The sequence below is a fragment of the Streptomyces sp. NPDC001373 genome (assembly GCF_042895815.1).
Classification (GTDB): Bacteria; Actinomycetota; Actinomycetes; order Streptomycetales; family Streptomycetaceae; genus Streptomyces.
This window is the reverse complement of sequence record NZ_JBIAWQ010000001.1, coordinates 658,826-674,758: the sequence shown is the minus strand read 5'-3', so window position 1 is coordinate 674,758 and position 15,933 is coordinate 658,826. Positions and strand designations below refer to the sequence as shown.

The 15,933-nt window shown below is 73.6% G+C and carries 14 protein-coding genes; 6 read left to right on the top strand and 8 right to left on the bottom strand.

The window, feature by feature from the left end; genetic code table 11:
* Positions 1-28 precede the first annotated feature (28 nt).
* The 5 genes from ACFY15_RS03215 to ACFY15_RS03195 all read left to right on the top strand — a co-directional run bounded on the left by ACFY15_RS03215 (position 29) and on the right by ACFY15_RS03195 (position 5,022).
* Positions 29-781: a GntR family transcriptional regulator gene (locus ACFY15_RS03215; protein ID WP_390685174.1), complete on the top strand. Its 753-nt coding sequence runs from the start codon at positions 29-31 to the stop codon at positions 779-781.
* 197 nt (positions 782-978) lie between these two features.
* Positions 979-1,182, top strand: a complete 204-nt coding sequence (locus ACFY15_RS03210; protein ID WP_390685175.1) for an SPOR domain-containing protein — start codon at positions 979-981, stop codon at positions 1,180-1,182.
* 33 nt (positions 1,183-1,215) lie between these two features.
* Complete coding sequence (locus ACFY15_RS03205) at positions 1,216-1,638, top strand: (deoxy)nucleoside triphosphate pyrophosphohydrolase (RefSeq protein WP_390685176.1); 423 nt, start codon at positions 1,216-1,218, stop codon at positions 1,636-1,638.
* A 154-nt stretch (positions 1,639-1,792) separates the two neighbouring features.
* A complete protein-coding gene (locus tag ACFY15_RS03200; protein ID WP_390685498.1) occupies positions 1,793-2,221 on the top strand; it encodes an ATP-binding protein in 429 nt (142 codons plus the stop codon).
* A gap of 236 nt (positions 2,222-2,457) precedes the next feature.
* Positions 2,458-5,022 carry a SpoIIE family protein phosphatase gene (locus tag ACFY15_RS03195; RefSeq protein ID WP_390685499.1) on the top strand — a complete coding sequence of 855 codons (2,565 nt, stop codon included), beginning with the start codon at positions 2,458-2,460 and terminating at the stop codon, positions 5,020-5,022.
* A 37-nt stretch (positions 5,023-5,059) separates the two neighbouring features.
* On the opposite strand, the gene ACFY15_RS03190 is transcribed toward ACFY15_RS03195, so the two are convergent.
* The 8 genes from ACFY15_RS03190 to ACFY15_RS03155 all read right to left on the bottom strand — a co-directional run bounded on the left by ACFY15_RS03190 (position 5,060) and on the right by ACFY15_RS03155 (position 12,979).
* Complete coding sequence (locus tag ACFY15_RS03190; protein ID WP_390685177.1) at positions 5,060-5,776, bottom strand: PspA/IM30 family protein; 717 nt, start codon at positions 5,774-5,776, stop codon at positions 5,060-5,062.
* Positions 5,777-5,848: 72 nt separating this feature from the next.
* A complete protein-coding gene (locus ACFY15_RS03185) occupies positions 5,849-7,915 on the bottom strand; it encodes a TPM domain-containing protein (RefSeq protein ID WP_390825039.1) in 2,067 nt (688 codons plus the stop codon).
* A gap of 452 nt (positions 7,916-8,367) precedes the next feature.
* Positions 8,368-8,508, bottom strand: a complete 141-nt coding sequence (locus ACFY15_RS03180) for a hypothetical protein (RefSeq protein WP_390685178.1) — start codon at positions 8,506-8,508, stop codon at positions 8,368-8,370.
* Complete coding sequence (locus ACFY15_RS03175; RefSeq protein ID WP_390824911.1) at positions 8,505-9,095, bottom strand: serine/threonine-protein kinase; 591 nt, start codon at positions 9,093-9,095, stop codon at positions 8,505-8,507. The genes ACFY15_RS03180 and ACFY15_RS03175 overlap by 4 nt, the downstream gene beginning before the upstream one ends.
* Before the next feature lie 45 nt (positions 9,096-9,140).
* Entirely contained in the window at positions 9,141-9,923 is a 783-nt protein-coding gene (locus ACFY15_RS03170; RefSeq protein ID WP_390685180.1) for a succinate dehydrogenase/fumarate reductase iron-sulfur subunit, read from the bottom strand.
* Positions 9,920-11,821 (bottom strand): fumarate reductase/succinate dehydrogenase flavoprotein subunit, encoded by a 1,902-nt coding sequence (locus ACFY15_RS03165; RefSeq protein WP_390824910.1) that lies wholly within the window; start codon positions 11,819-11,821, stop codon positions 9,920-9,922. The genes ACFY15_RS03170 and ACFY15_RS03165 overlap by 4 nt, the downstream gene beginning before the upstream one ends.
* A gap of 1 nt (position 11,822) precedes the next feature.
* Entirely contained in the window at positions 11,823-12,647 is an 825-nt protein-coding gene (locus ACFY15_RS03160; RefSeq protein ID WP_390685182.1) for a hypothetical protein, read from the bottom strand.
* A 107-nt stretch (positions 12,648-12,754) separates the two neighbouring features.
* On the bottom strand, positions 12,755-12,979 hold the full coding sequence (locus tag ACFY15_RS03155) for a hypothetical protein (protein ID WP_390685183.1): 225 nt from the start codon (positions 12,977-12,979) through the stop codon (positions 12,755-12,757).
* 359 nt (positions 12,980-13,338) lie between these two features.
* On the opposite strand from ACFY15_RS03155, the gene ACFY15_RS03150 reads away from it, so the two are divergent.
* Complete coding sequence (locus ACFY15_RS03150) at positions 13,339-15,759, top strand: ABC transporter family substrate-binding protein (RefSeq protein WP_390685184.1); 2,421 nt, start codon at positions 13,339-13,341, stop codon at positions 15,757-15,759.
* Positions 15,760-15,933 lie beyond the last annotated feature (174 nt).

Genomic DNA, 15,933 nt, shown 5'->3' with positions numbered 1-15,933 from the left:
CTGTCTGTCAACCTGATGGGAGTGGCCCGTGACTTTCGGTGAGCAGCCGGCCTACCTTCGCGTCGCCGGGGATCTGCGACGGAAGATCGTCGACGGGTCCCTGCCCCCGCACACCCGGCTCCCTTCGCAGGCCCGGATCCGCGAGGAGTACGGCGTCTCCGACACCGTCGCGCTGGAGGCGCGCAAGGTCCTCATGGCGGAGGGTCTGGTCGAGGGTCGTTCGGGATCCGGCACGTACGTGCGCGAGCAGCCCGTCCCGCGCCGGGTCGCGCGCTCCGGCTACCGCACGGGCGGGGCGTCGACCCCGTTCCGGCAGGAGCAGGCGGAGTCGGGAGCGCACGGCACGTGGGAGTCGAACAGCGAGCAGGCGGCGGCGCCGGCGGACATCGCGAAGCGGCTGGGCATCGAGCCGGGGGACCGGGTCATGCGCACCCGGTACGTCTTCCGTGACGCGGGCGAGGCGATGATGCTGTCCACGTCCTGGGAGCCGCTGTCGGTGACCGGCCGGACCCCGGTGATGCTGCCGGAGGAGGGGCCGCTGGGGGGCTCGGGGGTGGTCGACCGGATGGCCGCGATCGACGTGGTCGTGGACAACGTGGTCGAGGAGGTCGGGGCCCGGCCGGGGCTGGCGGAGGAGAACATGGTCCTCGGCGGGGTGCCGGGGCACGTGGTGCTGGTGGTGACGCGGACGTACTACGCGTCCGGGCGGGCCGTGGAGACGGCGGACGTGGTCGTCCCGGCGGACCGGTACCGGCTGTCGTACCACCTGCCGGTCCGTTAGCCGCGGGTTCCGCGCCCGGAGCGCCGACGGGGTCCCGAACGAGCCCCGGCGGCGCTTTCGCACGCCTGGCCGGATGCATACGCCCCCAGGTGCCTCTTGGTGAAAACCCGTATCCGCTCAGTGAAGGTCGGGCGTAAGCTCGGGCATATGCGCAATGCGGTTTCCTGGGCAGGAACATCGGCGGAGGGTGGAGCGCGATGAACGACAGCGGTGCCCTGCTTCCATGGCTGGTCATACGTCAGGACGACAACGGCAACCGCTACCGGGTGGGTCGGTACCCCACCCGGGCCGAGGCACAGAAGGTCGTCGACAGCCTTGAGGACCGGGGTCACGAGCAGCTCTACTGGGTCGAGCGGATCGAGCAGGCGGACGGCAGCCCGGCCGCCACGACCAGGAATTGAAGGCCCCCGCAGGGCCTGGCATAGGCTCCGTCCATGACTGTACGCGTGGTCGTGGGCGGAGCCCTCTGTCGTGACGGGCGCCTGCTGGCGGCCCGTCGCAGCGCACCCCCGGAGCTCGCCGGCCGCTGGGAGCTCCCCGGCGGCAAGGCCGAGCCGGGCGAGAGCGTGCCCGAGGCGCTGGTGCGCGAGCTGCGCGAGGAGCTCGGCGTCGAGACCGAGGCGCTGGAGCGGATCCCGGGGGAGTGGCAACTGAAGCCCGGCCTCGTGCTGCACGTGTGGACCGCGCGGCTGCTCTCCGGAGAGCCCGCGCCGCTGGAGGACCACGACGAGCTGCGCTGGCTCGCACCCCACGAACTGGACTCCGTCGACTGGCTCGACCAGGACCGCCCCTTCGTCGCCGAAGCGGGTCGCAGGCTCGGCGGCCAGGGGGCAGGCGGGGCGCACCGGGGCGCATGACCCCGCCGTTCTAGGCCGTCCGCGCCACAGTGCGCCGGTGGGCGGGGGATCGGGTGGTACGACGCCCCGAATATCGGGTATGTCGCTATTAGTCCCAATCTCGTCCCCCATTCGTCCCCGACGAACCTGACTGGGGTCGCTGGTGGCCCGGGAAGTGATCGGCGTGATCGACGCAGACGGTGAATGTGCCGAGTGGGCCTTCCCCGCCGAGCCCGGTGCCGTCCGCACCGCCCGCCACGCCGTGCGCGGCGCCCTCCGCTCCTGGGGCCTGGACGCCGTCGGTGACGTGACCGTCCTGCTGGTCAGCGAACTGGTCACCAACTCCCTGCGCTACGCCTCGGGCCCCATCGGCGTCCGGCTGGAGCGGCGCGATCCCGCCGAGCCGGGCCTCGCCGAGGGCCCGGCGCTGCTCGTGGAAGTATCCGATCCGCTTCCGGATCCGCCCCGCGAAAGGGTCGCCGCCGCCGATGACGAGGGCGGGCGCGGACTGCACCTCGTCGCCGTCTCCGCGCGCCGCTGGGGCACCCGGCACGGGAAGTCGGGGAAAACCGTGTGGTTCGAGTTGGCTCTTCCTGGTGAGTAACAAGGTGAAGGGCGGCAGGGGGTCTCCCGGAGCACGTCAGGGATGACCACCGGACGTGGCCGGAAAACAACGGGACCCTTTTGTGATCGTGAACGCCGTGCCGTACGGGGCCGTGGTGCTGAATACTTCGGTCATGGCCGGTCCGGTTGCGGTGAGCTGGAGGGGACGGTCGCGTGAGCGAGATACCTGCGCAGGCACATCAGACCCGCGTGCCCGGGGAGTCGTGGCACGACTCCTTGTGGCACAGCAGTCCGCCTGGCTCGATATATGACTACATAAAGGTCGCGTCGTTCTCGATCGGCCCGGACGGGCTCGTCGACCAGTGGAGCCTGCGCGCCGAGGAACTGTTCGGACTCCCCGCAGCCCAGGCCGTCGGGCGCGACCCGGTCGACGCCTTCATGCCGCCCGAGCTGCGCGACGGCGGGCACCGCAAGGTCGCCGAGATCCTCGACGGCAAGGAGTGGACCGGCCTGATCCCGTTCCGCATCCCGGGCGGCGACGGAGCGCACGGCGTGGCCGAGATCTACGTGATGCCCACCCAGACCGAGACCGGCGAGCGGGCCGCGCTCTGCGTCGTGGTCGACGTCCGCGCCCTGCGCCGCATCGAATCCGACCTGGCCGCCTCGCAGGCCATATTCGGCCAATCTCCCTTCGGCTTCCTCCTCTTCGGTACGGACCTCACCGTGCAGCGCGCCAACCGGCGCTTCGCGACCGTGTTCGGCGGCGCCGTCGAGGAGCACCGCGGCCGCACCGTGCACGACTACCTGCCCCCGCACGAGGCCGACCGGATGGCGGCGGCCCTGCGCCGCGTCCTGGAGACCGGCGAGTCCGTCACCGACCTGCGGATCACCGGCGCGGCCCCCGGCAGTCGCGACAACCGGCACTGGTCCATCAACCTCTACCGGGTGCACGACGGCACCGGCCGCCCGATCGGCATCGCCGGCCTCGGCACCGACGTCACCCGGCGCCACCTGGCCGCCCGCGAGGCGGCCGGCGTACGCCGCAACCTCGCCCTCCTCAACGAGGCCGGGCACCGCATCGGCAACTCCCTCGACCTGGAGACCACCGCCCGCGAACTTCTCGACGTCACCGTCCCCGGCTTCTGCGACCTGGCCGCCGTAGACCTCTACGAAGGACTCCTCCTCGGCGACGACGACCGCCCCGCCCGCCCCCAGGGCCCCGGACTCCCCTCCCTCCCCGGGCAGGGCGCCCGCCGCGCCCCCTCGGCACCACTGCGGCGCGTGGCCTTCGCCTCCGCCGTCTCGGACGCCCCCCTGTCGGGACCGGGCGCCCTGGTCTCCGTCGGGGAGACCCACCGCTACCCGGCCGCCTCCCCCGGGGCCGTCGCGCTGCGCACCGCCCGGACCCGGCTCATCGAGGGCGGCGGAACCGACGACCTCGTCCAGTCCACGCTGATCGTGCCGATGGTCGCCCACGACACGGTCGTCGGCCTCGCCCAGTTCTCCCGCACGAAGGGCAGCGAGCCCTTCGGCGAGCGCGACCGGGCCGTCGCCGTCGAACTGGCCGCCCGCGCCGCCGTCTGCATCGACAACGCCCGCCTCTACCGGCGCGAACACGAGCGGGCCCTGATCCTCCAGCGCAGCCTGCTGCCTCCCGGCGACCCGGAGGCGGCCGGCCTGGACATCGCCTGCCGCTACCTCCCGGGCAACGCCGCCACCGAGGTCGGCGGCGACTGGTTCGACGTCATCGAACTGCCCGGCCACCGCACCGCCCTGGTCGTCGGCGACGTCATGGGACGCGGACTGCGCGCCGCCGTCGCCATGGGCGAGCTGCGGACCGCCGTGCGCACCCTCGCACTCCTGGACCTGGAACCCGCCGAAGTGCTCACCGCCCTCGACGAGGTCGCCCGCGGCCTCGGCGCCCCCGGCGGCGCCCAGCAGGCCTCCCGCTCCGCCCTGCACTCCCGCGACGCCGACCGCTCGGAGGTCTACCTCGCCACCTGCGTCTACGCCGTCTACGACCCGGTGACCCGGCGCTGCACCATCGCCAACGCCGGCCACATGCCGCCCGTCCTCGTCGAACCCACCGAGGACGGCGCCGACCCGCGCCCCGGCCTGCTGCTGGAGATCCCGACCGGCATGCCGCTCGGGGTCGGCGGCGAACCCTTCGAGGAGGTCGAGGTGGAACTCCCCGAAGGCGCCCTGCTCGCCCTCTACACCGACGGACTCGTCGAGTCCCGCGACCACCCCCTGGAGGAGGGCCTGCGCGGCCTGCGCGGCGCGGTCGCCGACCCGGCCCGCCCGCTGGAGGAGGTCTGCGACCAGGTCCTGAACACCCTGCACACCCGCCACGGCGAGGACGACATCGCCCTGCTCATGGCCCGGGTCCAGGGACTGTCCGTGGACGCCGTCGGAGACTGGCAACTGCCCCGCGAGGCCCGCTCGGTGGGCCGGGCCCGCGAACTCGCCCGGGCCAAACTGCCCGCGTGGGGCCTGGAGGGCCTCCTCGACACCACCGAACTGCTCGTCAGCGAACTCGTCACCAACGCCCTGCGGTACGGGGAGGGCGAGATCCGGCTGCGGCTGCTGCTGGACCGCACCCTCGTGTGCGAGGTCTGGGACGCCAACCTCGCCCAGCCGCGCCGCCGCCGCGCCCGGGACACCGACGAGGGCGGCCGCGGCCTCCAGTTGGTCGGCCTGCTCTCGGCCGGCTGGGGCACCCGGCGCACCCACCGCGGCAAGACCGTCTGGTTCGAACTCCCGCTCCCGATGCCCGGCGGCACCCCGGGCGAGGCGGCCACCGAGCTCTCCGCGGAGCAGCTGCTGAGCATGTACGGGTGAGGAGGGCGGACGCCCCTCCGGGCCGGGGCCGCCCGCCTCAGGCCGCCCCGGTCTTGAGGGCGGCCAGGCGGGCCTCGATCTCCGAGGCCCTGCCCAGCTCCTCCAGCGACTCGAACTGCGCGTCCAGCGAGGAGGCCGCCAGCTCCTGCCGCCCCTGGGCCAGCGCCTCCTCGCGCCGGACCTTCTCCTCGAAGCGGTTCAGGTCACTGGCCGGGTCCAGGACGTCGATGTCCTTGACCGCGTCCAGCATCGCGTTCTGCGCCTGTGCGGTCCGCGCCCGGGCCACCAGCTCGTCCCGCTTGGCCTGGAGCCCCGTCAGCTTCTCCTTCATGGAGGCCAGGCCCGCCTTCAGCTTCCCGACCACCTCCGTCTGGGCGGCGATCACCGGCTCCGCCACCGCCGCCTCCTTCTCCGACCGCATCTGCCGCCCCAGGGCCACCTTCGCCAGGTTGTCGAACCGGTCCGCGTCCGCCGCCGCGCCCGACGCCCGCAGCCCGTCCGCCTTCCGGCTCGCGGCGAGGGCCTTGACGCCCCATTCGGCGGCCGCGTCCACGTCCTCCTGGTGGTCGGCCTCCAGCATCCGCAGGTTGCCGATGGTGGTGGCCACCGCCTGCTCGGCGTCCGAGATGTTGTTCGAGTAGTCGCGGATCAGCTGGTCGAGCATCTTCTGCGGATCCTCCGCCTGGTCCAGCAGCGCGTTGATGTTCGCCTTCGCCAGCTGCGTGACGCGGCCGAGGACGGTCTGCTTGCTCATGGTGGGTCTCTCCTGGGGGCGCCGCGGTGGGGTGGGACGGGGGACGGGGGAGGGGCCTGGGCCGGGGGCGTCTCAGAAGCGGCCGCCGCCGCCCATGCGGCCCCGGGTGCCCTCACCGCCGAAGGAGCCCGGGCCGCCCCCGCCCCCGAAACCGCCGCCCCCCTGACCCCCGCCGCCGAAGCCGCCCCGGCCGCCGCCGCGCAGGAGTTCACCGAGGATGATCCCGCCGAGCACGGCCCCGCCCCGGCCGCCGCCCGCCTGCTGCCCGGCGTACGGGTTGCGGTACTCCCGTACGTCCTGCTCCGCCAGCCGCTGCGCCTGCCGGGCCAGGGAGTCCGCCTGCTGCGCCTGCGCCAGCGCCCCCGCCGGATCCGGCCCCGCCAGGGACACCGACCGCTCCAGGAGCCGCTGCGCCTCCGCCAGCCGGGTGCGGGCCTCACTGCCCACGGCGCCCCGGCTGGTGGTGACGTAGTCCGCCGCCGCGCCGATCGCACTGCGGGCCGACAACTGGGCCTGGTCCAGCAGCGCCGCCGCCCGCCGCCGCCCCGACTCCTGCTCGCGCGCCCCCGTCAGAGCCTGGTCCAGGGCCGCGTCGGCCTCCTCCACCCGGCGCAGCGCGTCGATCGGGTCGTACCGGCCGGCCGCCTGCTCCCGCCGCACCTCGTCCCGTACGGCCTCCGCCCGGGCGATCCGGCCCCGCAGGTCCGCCGTGGAGGAGCCCGCGGCGGTCCCGGTGAGCAGTCCGTGGGCGTCGGCGAGGTCGGCCTCCGTCTCGGTGAGGGCGCCCGGCAGCTTTCCGGCGGCCTCCGCCAGCTCCTGCGCCCGCCGCTCGACCGCGTCCACCAGGGTCGCCGCCTGGTCCACCGCCCCTTCGGCGGCCCGGACGTGCACGGCGGCCCGGCCGCTGTCCCCGCCGTCCAGCGCCGCCCGGGCCTCGTCGAGGCTGGTCGTCGCGAACAGCAGCCGGTCCTCGGCCTGCACGGCGTTGGAGGCGACCGGCGCGGATGCGGAGTCCGCGTACCGGCCGGCCAGAGCCGTCAGCGTGGCCCCGGCCGTCGACGTCCGGCCGCTCAGCTCCCGGAAGCGGGTCTCCACGGCGGCCAGCGCCGCGGGGGCGTTCCGCTCCAGGTCCCGCAGCCGGTCGAAGGCCGCCGACTCGGCGTCCAGCCGGCGGTTGGCCTCCGCGCAGCGGGCCAGGACCTCGTCGAGCATCCGGCGGCGGGTGGCATCGTCCTCGGGGTGGGCGTCGTCCAGCTGCTGGCGCAGCCGGAAGGCCTGAGTCAGCTCGCCCCGGGCGTACGCCACCGCCGCCGTGAACGCGGCGACGGCCTCCTCGCCGAACTCGGCCGTGGCGAAGCCGAGTTCCTCGGTGCTGGTGTGGACCGCGTCGTCGGTCTCCACCAGGAGGGTCCTGACCCGGGCATCGAGCTCGGGGAGCGGGGCGGGCTCCGCCCGCCGGCCGTCCCAGCCCGGGTGGCGCGTCGCCGTCCCCCGGCCGCCGCCCCCGGCCCCCTCGCGCCCGCGCCGACGGTACACGTACACCCCGAGAGCCCCGGCCCCGCCGACGACGACCACCGGCAGCACGTAGTCCCCGACCCCGCCCTGCCCGCCGGCCGCCTCCCCGCCGGGGTCGGCCGGGCCCGGGGTGACGGAGGGCGTGGGGACGGGCTTGCCGCCGAGTGCCGCGTCGTAGCCGTTCGCCGCGCCGATCGCGGCGCCCGCCCAGTCGTTCTGCCGCAGGGCCGGCTCGATGGCGGTCCGGGCGACGTCCGCGAGCTGCGCCTCGGTGAAACCGGACTCCACATCGGCCGAATAGGCGTACTGGCGTGTGCCGGTGGCCACGGCGAGCAGCAGGTCGTCCTGGCCGAAGCCGTTCTTCTGGGCGGTGGCGTCGGCCCAGCTCTGGGGGGAGCGGCCGGAGAAGTCGTGGACGTAGGTGACGAAGAGCTGGATCCGCCGGTTCGAGTACAGCCGCTCCAGGGCGGCGGTGACCTCCGGCCGACGGCTGCCGAGGGCGCCCACGCGGTCGGTGATCTGCCCCCGATCGAGCGTGACGGGATCCTCCGCCCGCGCCTCGGGCGCGGCCGCCACCCCCCACCAGCCGGCGAACGCCAGCAGCACGGCGGCGAAGCGCAGCATGGGGCGCTGTCGCGGCGTCCAGCTTCTCGGCGGGTGCACATTTGGGAGGGTATGGGGGGTCGTGGGGGCCCGCACCCGGAAGCCGTGCGGCGGTGGGCCCGCCATCTCCCCCACGAGGGGCCGGGGGCCGGGCGGCGGCTGCCCACCCGCCTCGCGGCGGGACACGGCCGGGCGGTAGTGGAGACGGCGGGCCGGGACCTGGGAATGGCGGTATCCCCCAGGGCGGTATAGGGAGGGCTTGGGGGTTTCCCGGCAGTCTCATCGTCCTTCCGCGTCGGGCCGCCCTGCCAAGGGCGCTCCCTCCGGTCGCGTCGCTCCGCGATCGCCTGCGGCGACCCTTGACAGGCCGTCCCGCCATGAAAAGCCGAAGACTGCCGGGAAACCCCAAAGGAACGGGACGGATGCAAGACGGGCATGCGGCCACCCCGTCTGATTGGGGGGAGATGGCGGGATCACCCCGGCAGCGCCACCCCCGTCAGGGCCGGGGTCGCCGCCACCAGGGTGTCGCCCGCCAGGGTGGGGGCCGGGCCTTGCGGGGGTTCGTGCTCCCACAGGCGCCGGGCGCGGCCCGAGGCCACCTCCAGCCCCGTCACGAACGGCGGCGCCCCCCGTCCCAGCAGCCCGCGCCGGCCCCCGTGGGCCGACCGGGGCGGCCCGTGACCGTCCAGCCCGCCGTCGCGTCCGCCGAGTGCGCGATGCCGAAGTCGCAGATCTTCAGCCGCCCGCCGGGCAGCAGGAACAGGTTCCGGGGCTTGAGGTCCCGGTGGACCACCGCCCGTTCGTGCGCGGCGGCCAGCGCCTGCGCCGCCTGCGCGGCCGGCTCCACCGCTTCCGCGGCCGGCAGCCCGCCCCGCTCCCGGGCGAGTACCGCCCCCAGGTCCTCGCCGGGGAGCAGTTCCATGACGATGAACAGCCGTCCCCCGTGCTGTCCCACGTCGTGCACGACGGTGATCCCCGGGTGCTGGAGCCGTGCCCCGATCGTCGCCTCCCGCCGGAAGCGGGCGATCAGTTCCTCGTCGGTCGCCGCCTCCAGCAGGACCTTGACCGCCACCGGCCGGTCCAGGGCCAGGTCGTGGCCCGCCCACACCTCGCCCATGCCGCCCGCGCCGAGCCGGCGCTCCAGCCGGTACCGGTCCGCCAGCAGTTCCCCCACCCGCACCGCGCAGCCCCCTGACACCATGTCATCCGACGGTCGTCCAGGGGGCATTGTCCATCGCGAAGTGAACTACCGGGGGTCGGACGGCGAACGGCGGCGGATCCGGCTGCCCAGCCACACCAGGGGGTCGTACTTGCGGTCCACGGCCCGCTCCTTCAGCGGGATGAGGGCGTTGTCGGTGATCCTGATCCCCTCCGGGCAGACCTCCGTGCAGCATTTGGTGATGTTGCAGTAGCCCAGCCCGTGCTCCTCCTGGGCCGTGCGCTTGCGGTCCAGGCCCGCCTCCTCGGCGGCGTCCAGCGGGTGCATGTCCAGCTCGGCGACCCGCATCAGGAAGCGGGGGCCGGCGAAGGCGCCCTTGTTCTCCTCGTGGTCGCGCACCACGTGGCAGGTGTCCTGGCACAGGAAGCACTCGATGCACTTGCGGAACTCCTGTGAGCGCTCCACGTCCACCTGCTGCATCCGGTACTCGCCCGGCGCCAGCCCGGCCGGCGGCACGAACGCCGGGACCGAGCGCGCCTTCTCGTAGTTGAAGGACACGTCCGTCACCAGGTCCCGGACCACCGGGAAGGCCCGCAGCGGGGTGATGGTGACCGTCTCCTCCCGGTCGAAGACGGACATGCGGGTCATGCACATCAGCCGCGGACGCCCGTTGATCTCGGCGCTGCACGAGCCGCACTTGCCCGCCTTGCAGTTCCAGCGCACCGCCAGGTCCGGGGCCTGCGTCGCCTGGAGCCGGTGGACGATGTCCAGGACCACCTCCCCGTCGTGCACCTCGACGGTGAAGTCCCGTAGGCCGCCGCCCTCCGCGTCGCCCCGCCAGACCCGGAAGCGGGCGTCGTAGGTGGTCATCCGGTGAGCTCCTCTTCGGCGAGGTACTTGGCCAGCTCGTCCTTCTCGAACAGGGCGAGCAGGTCGGGGCGGATGGGATCGGTCCGGGTGCGTTCGAGGACGATCCGGTCGGCGGCCGGATCGGCGGGGGCCGGGACCACGGGACGGCACAGCAGGTTCACCGGCCGCCACTCCCGCTCCATCGCCGGGCGGTCCTCACGGGTGTGGCCGCCCCGGCTCTCGGTGCGCTCCAGGGCCGCGCGGGCCACGCACTCGCTGACCAGCAGCATGTTGCGCAGGTCCAGGGCCAGGTGCCAGCCCGGGTTGAACTGCCGGTGCCCCTCGACCCCGGCGCGGGCGGCCCGTACGCGCAGGGACGCCAGCCGCTCCAGGGCCTCCGCCATCTCCGCCTCGCGGCGGATGATGCCGACGAGGTCGTTCATGGTCGTCTGGAGCTCCTGGTGGAGCGTGTACGGGTTCTCCGCGCCCGCGTCGGCGTGGAAGGGAGCCAGCGCCTCCGCGGCCGCCGCGTCGACCTGCTCCTGGGAGACCACCGGCCGCTCCCCGCCGCCCGCCGCGTGCTCCGCCGCGTGCAGACCGGCCCGCCGGCCGAAGACCAGCAGGTCGGAGAGGGAGTTGCCGCCGAGCCGGTTCGAGCCGTGCATCCCGCCCGCGACCTCGCCGGCCGCGAACAGCCCCGGTACCCCGGCGGTGGCGGCGGTGTCGGAGTCGACCGCGATGCCGCCCATCACGTAGTGGCAGGTCGGCCCGACCTCCATCGGCTCGGCGGTGATGTCCACGTCCGCCAGCTCCTTGAACTGGTGGTACATGGAGGGCAGGCGCCGTCTGATCCGCTCCGCCGGCATCCGGGTCGACACGTCCAGGAACACCCCGCCGTGCGGGGAGCCGCGGCCCGCCTTCACCTCGGAGTTGATGGCGCGGGCGACCTCGTCGCGGGGCAGCAGCTCGGGAGGGCGCCGGTTGCCGTCGGGGTCCTCGTACCAGCGGTCGCCCTCCTCCTCCGTCTCGGCGTACTTCTCCTTGAAGACGTCCGGGACGTAGTCGAACATGAACCGCCGGCCCTCGGAGTTGCGCAGTACCCCGCCGTCGCCGCGGACCGATTCCGTGACGAGGATGCCCTTCACGGAAGGAGGCCAGACCATGCCCGTGGGGTGGAACTGCACGAACTCCATGTTGAGCAGCGGGGCCCCCGCGAGCAGCGCCAGCGCGTGGCCGTCGCCCGTGTACTCCCAGGAGTTGGAGGTGGTCTTGAAGGACTTGCCGATCCCGCCGGTGGCGAGCACCACCGCCGGGGCCTCCAGGACGAAGAAGCGGCCGGACTCGCGCTCGTAGCAGAACGTGCCCGAGACCCGGTCCCCGTCCTTCAGGACGCGGGTCACCGTGCACTCCTGGAAGATCTTGAGCCGGGCCTCGTGGTTTCCGTGCTCGCGGAAGTCCTCCTGCTGGAGCTGGACGATCTTCTGCTGGAGGGTGCGGATCAGCTCCAGGCCGGTGCGGTCGCCGACGTGCGCCAGGCGCGGGTACTCGTGGCCGCCGAAGTTGCGCTGCGAGATCCTACCGTCGGGCGTGCGGTCGAAGAGCGCGCCCCAGGTCTCCAGCTCCCACACCCGGTCCGGGGCCTCCTTGGCGTGCAGCTCGGCCATCCGCCACTGGTTGAGGAACTTCCCGCCGCGCATGGTGTCGCGGAAGTGGACCCGCCAGTTGTCGTGCTCGTTGGCGTTGCCCATGGAGGCGGCGATCCCGCCCTCGGCCATGACCGTGTGGGCCTTGCCGAAGAGGGACTTGCAGATCACGGCCGTACGGGCGCCCCGCTCCCGGGCCTCGATCGCGGCCCGCAGCCCGGCGCCGCCCGCACCGACCACGACCACGTCCCACTGCTGCCGGTCGACTTGGGTCATGTCAGAAGATCCTCGGGTCGGAGAAGGTGCCGGTGGCCAGCAGGTACACGTAGAAGTCGCACACGGCCACGCTGATCAGGGAGGCCCAGGCGAACTGCATGTGGCGGGTGTTGAGCCGGCCGACCCAGCTCCACAGGCGGTAGCGCACCGGGTGTGCCGAGAAGTGCTTCAGGCGGCCGCCCATGATGTGCCGACAGGAGTGGCAGGACAGGGTGTAGGCCCAGATCAGCACGATGTTGAGGAGGAACAGCAGGGTTCCCAGGCCCATGTGCCCCCACGCGTAGTGCCGGTCGCGGAAGGTCAGCACGGTGTCGTACGTCAGGATCCCGGCGACCGGGAGCGCCATGTAGAAGAAGTACCGGTGCGCGTTCTGGAGGATCAGCGGGAAGCGGGTCTCGCCGGTGTAGCCGGCGTGCGGTTCGGGGACCGCGCAGGCGGGCGGCGAGGCCCAGAAGCCCCGGTAGTAGGCCTTGCGGTAGTAGTAGCAGGTCAGCCGGAAGCCGAGGGGGAAGACCAGGATCAGCAGGGCGGGGGACAGGCCCCACCAGCTGCCGAACAGGTCGAGGTTGGGGCCGCCGCGCATCGTCTCGCAGTTCTCCGCCAGACAGGGGGAGTAGAACGGGGAGACGTACGGGGCCGCGTAGTAGTGGGCGTTCGCGAACGCCCGCCAGGTCGAGTAGACGACGAAGGCGAGCAGCCCGGCCGCGGTGCCGGCGGGGGCCAGCCACCACCGGTCGGTGCGCAGGTGCCCGGCCGCGATCGCGGCCCGGGAGGGGGAGTGGACCCCGCCGGGCCGTTGTCGGTGTGGTTCCGTGCCTGTGGCCAAGGAGAACTCCGGGTGGAGTGCGATGAAGGGTGGCCCAGGAGGCCCGGCCGCGCGGGCGGCCGGGCCAGATGGGGGTGCGGGTTGCGCGGGACGGCCGGTGGCGGACGTCAGGGGGCGCGGCGGTCGCGGACGCCGAGGCCCTCGTCGTCGGTGTCCGTCCACTTGGACTGGTCGTACGGGGTGTCCGGGACGGGCACCATCCCGGCCGGGGCGGCCGATCTGGGGGCGGCGGCCGGCGACTGCCGGGCGACGTCCTGCTCCAGCCGTTCCACCGAGCGGACCAGCTCGTTCAGGTTGCGTCGTACGGCCGTCAGATCGTCTTGCAGGGACATGACGTGACCTCACTTCCGCGGGGGTGCGGTGGCAACGCTCACGGGCGCCTGCGAGTGTCGCGCCTCACGTCCCCGGTTGTGAAGGGACGTGCAGCGATTCCGGGCGCGCAGGCGCAAACCGTGCGCCCCTCCCTGCCCCCATTTTCATCCCTCGAACGAGGGACCGCCCGTCCGGGACGCAACCGGGATTGGTCCGCACGGGTGGGGTTCGCGGCGTGGCGCGGGTCCGCTCCGGAGGACCCGGCGGGCTGTCTATTTCAGTGGGTTTCGACACCAGTGTGATCAGCTCCATATACCGCCGAACGTGATCAAGACCCCCCTCTTTCACGGCTCCACGCCCCGTCCCGGAGGTACCACCCATGACCCAGAGAAGGCGCAGGTCCTTGGCGCTCCTCACCTCGGGAGTCCTTGCACTGCCGCTCCTCGCGGGCTGCGGGGCGGGTGAGGACGACGGAGGGCCGGCCGCCGCCGGTCCGGACATCGGGCTGACGGCCCGCGAGCAGGTCGCCGACGGCGGGGTCCTGCGCTGGGCGGTGGACTCGCTGCCGGAGACCCTGAACGCCTTCCAGGCCGACGCGGACGCCACCACCACCCGGATCGCGGGGGCGGTCCTGCCGCACCTGTTCACGCTGGACGCCAAGGGGCGGCCGGTGGCCAATCCCGACTACCTGGAGAAGGCCGAGGTCGTCGAGCGCGAGCCCAAGCAGGTCGTGCTGTACAGGCTGAACCAGAAGGCGGTGTGGAGCGACGGGCGCGAGATCGGCGCCGCCGACTTCGTGGCGCAGTGGCGGGCCCTGAACGGCAAGGACTCGGCGTACTGGACGGCCCGCAACTCCGGCTACGAGCGGATCGAGAAGATCGAGCGGGGCAAGTCCGACCTGGAGGTCAAGGTCACCTTCCTCCGCCCGTACGCGGACTGGCGCTCCCTGTTCAGCCCGCTCTACCCGAAGCAGGTCATGGGCACCCCGGAGGCCTTCAACGAGGGGGCGCGGGGCGCCCTCAAGGTCACCGCCGGACCCTTCAACCTCGGGGCGATCGACAAGAAGACCGGCACCGCGGCCCTGACCCGCAACCCCCGCTGGTGGGGCCGGGGCGCCAAGCTGGACACCCTCGTCCTGACGGCGGTCCCGCGGGCCGGCCGCCCGGCCGCGCTGGCCGCCGGGAAGGTGGACCTGGCGGAGATCGACCGGGCGGGCGCCGACCGCATCGCCCTCGCCCACCGCGACGCCGGCCGCGTGGACGGCACGCACGGCCCGGGCGCCTCCCTCACCCCCGCGCAGGCGACCCTCTCCTGGGCGCTGGCCCACGGCGCCGACGAGGCGAAGGCCAAGGAGGAGCAGGAGAACCGGCAGAAGAACGCCGAGGCGGTGCAGAAGTACGCGGAGGAGCAGTCGGCCCTGCGCGGCTTCGAGGTCCGCAGGTCGCTGGAGCCCTCGTACACCCAGCTGGCCATGAACGGGGCCTCCGGCCCGCTCTCCGACGAGCGCGTCCGCCGGGCGATCGCCCGGGCCCTGGACCGCAAGGAGCTCGCGGAGATCGTCCTCAAGCCGCTCGGCCTGCCGGCGAAGCCCCTGGGCAGCCACCTGGCGCTGGCCGGGCAGCAGGCGTACGCCGACAACAGCGACGCCCTCGGCGGCCAGGACACCCATGCCGCCCAGGCCCTCCTCGCGGACGCGGGCTGGCGCAAGGACGGCAAGCTGACCGAGCCGCCCGAGGCGAAGGCGGGCCCGGAGGGAGAGGGGGCGACCGACGACTCGAAGACCCCGTCGGGCGCCAAGCCGGGACCGGGTGACGGCACCGGCAACGACGGCCTCTACATCGTGGGCCAGGACGACGGCCGCAACGGCGCCGTGCGCCGGGACCGCCCGGACCGCCGGGTCCGGCCGGGACAGCCCAGCGCCCCCGCCTCCGGCCCGCGGATCCTCCAGGAGGGGCCCGCCGTCTTCGAGGGGGACCTCGTCGACGAGGGGATGGCCTTCGTCCCGGGATCCCTGCGCGGACGGCCCTCGCCCGTGCTGGCCCCGTCCTCCCTGGCCGCCCAGCAGGGGAAGGCGCTGCTGGCCCAGGCGGGCGCGATCGAGGACGGCAAGCGCGCGGCCGCCGCGGCGGCCCGGAAGGCGGAGGCCGAGGGCGACGGGGAGGACGCCAAGGAGCCCGCGAAGGCCACCCCGGCCCCGGCTCCGGCCAAGCAGGTCGCCCCCCGCACCTCGGGCGCCATGCTCGCCAAGGACGGCAAGCAGCTCGACCTGCGTTTCGTCCTGCCGGCCGGCCCCGGCTCGGAGGCCCTGCGCGCGGTCGGCGACCGGATCTCCCAGACGCTCCGGAAGATCGGCATCAGCACCCGGATCACCAAGGTCCCGGACGAGAGCTTCTTCAAGGACCACATCGCCTCGGGCCAGTACGACCTGGCCCTCTACTCCTGGCCCGCGACGGCCTTCCCGGCCACCGACGACCGGCCCATCTTCGCCAAGCCGGAGCCGGCCGCCGACGGCTCGCTGCTCGTCGAGCAGAACTACACGCGGGTCGGCACCGACCACATCGACCAGCTCTTCGACCAGGCGGCCGGCGAGCTGGACGAGGCCAAGGCCCGCGACCTGATGCGCAAGGCGGACGCCCGGATCTGGGCGGCGGCCGGCTCCATCCCGCTCTACCAGCGCCCGGAGCTGGTCGCGGCCAAGCCGGGCCTGGCCAACGCCGGAGCCTTCGGCCTCGGGGCGCCCCGCTTCCAGGACATCGGCTGGAAGAAGCCGCCCGCCGCCAAGGACGCGAAGAAGAAGTAGGAGCGGCCGCCGGCCGACGGCCCCGGTGGCCGGAAGGCGACGCGGCGAAGAAGTGGTGAAAAAACGGGGCCTGTCGGGTTGACCGGCGGGTAGCAAGCTCAGAAGTGACTCAAGTTCCTTGCCCGCCGGATTCCCGGCGGGCAAGGTCGTCCGTACCTGTTGACCCGCAGAAAC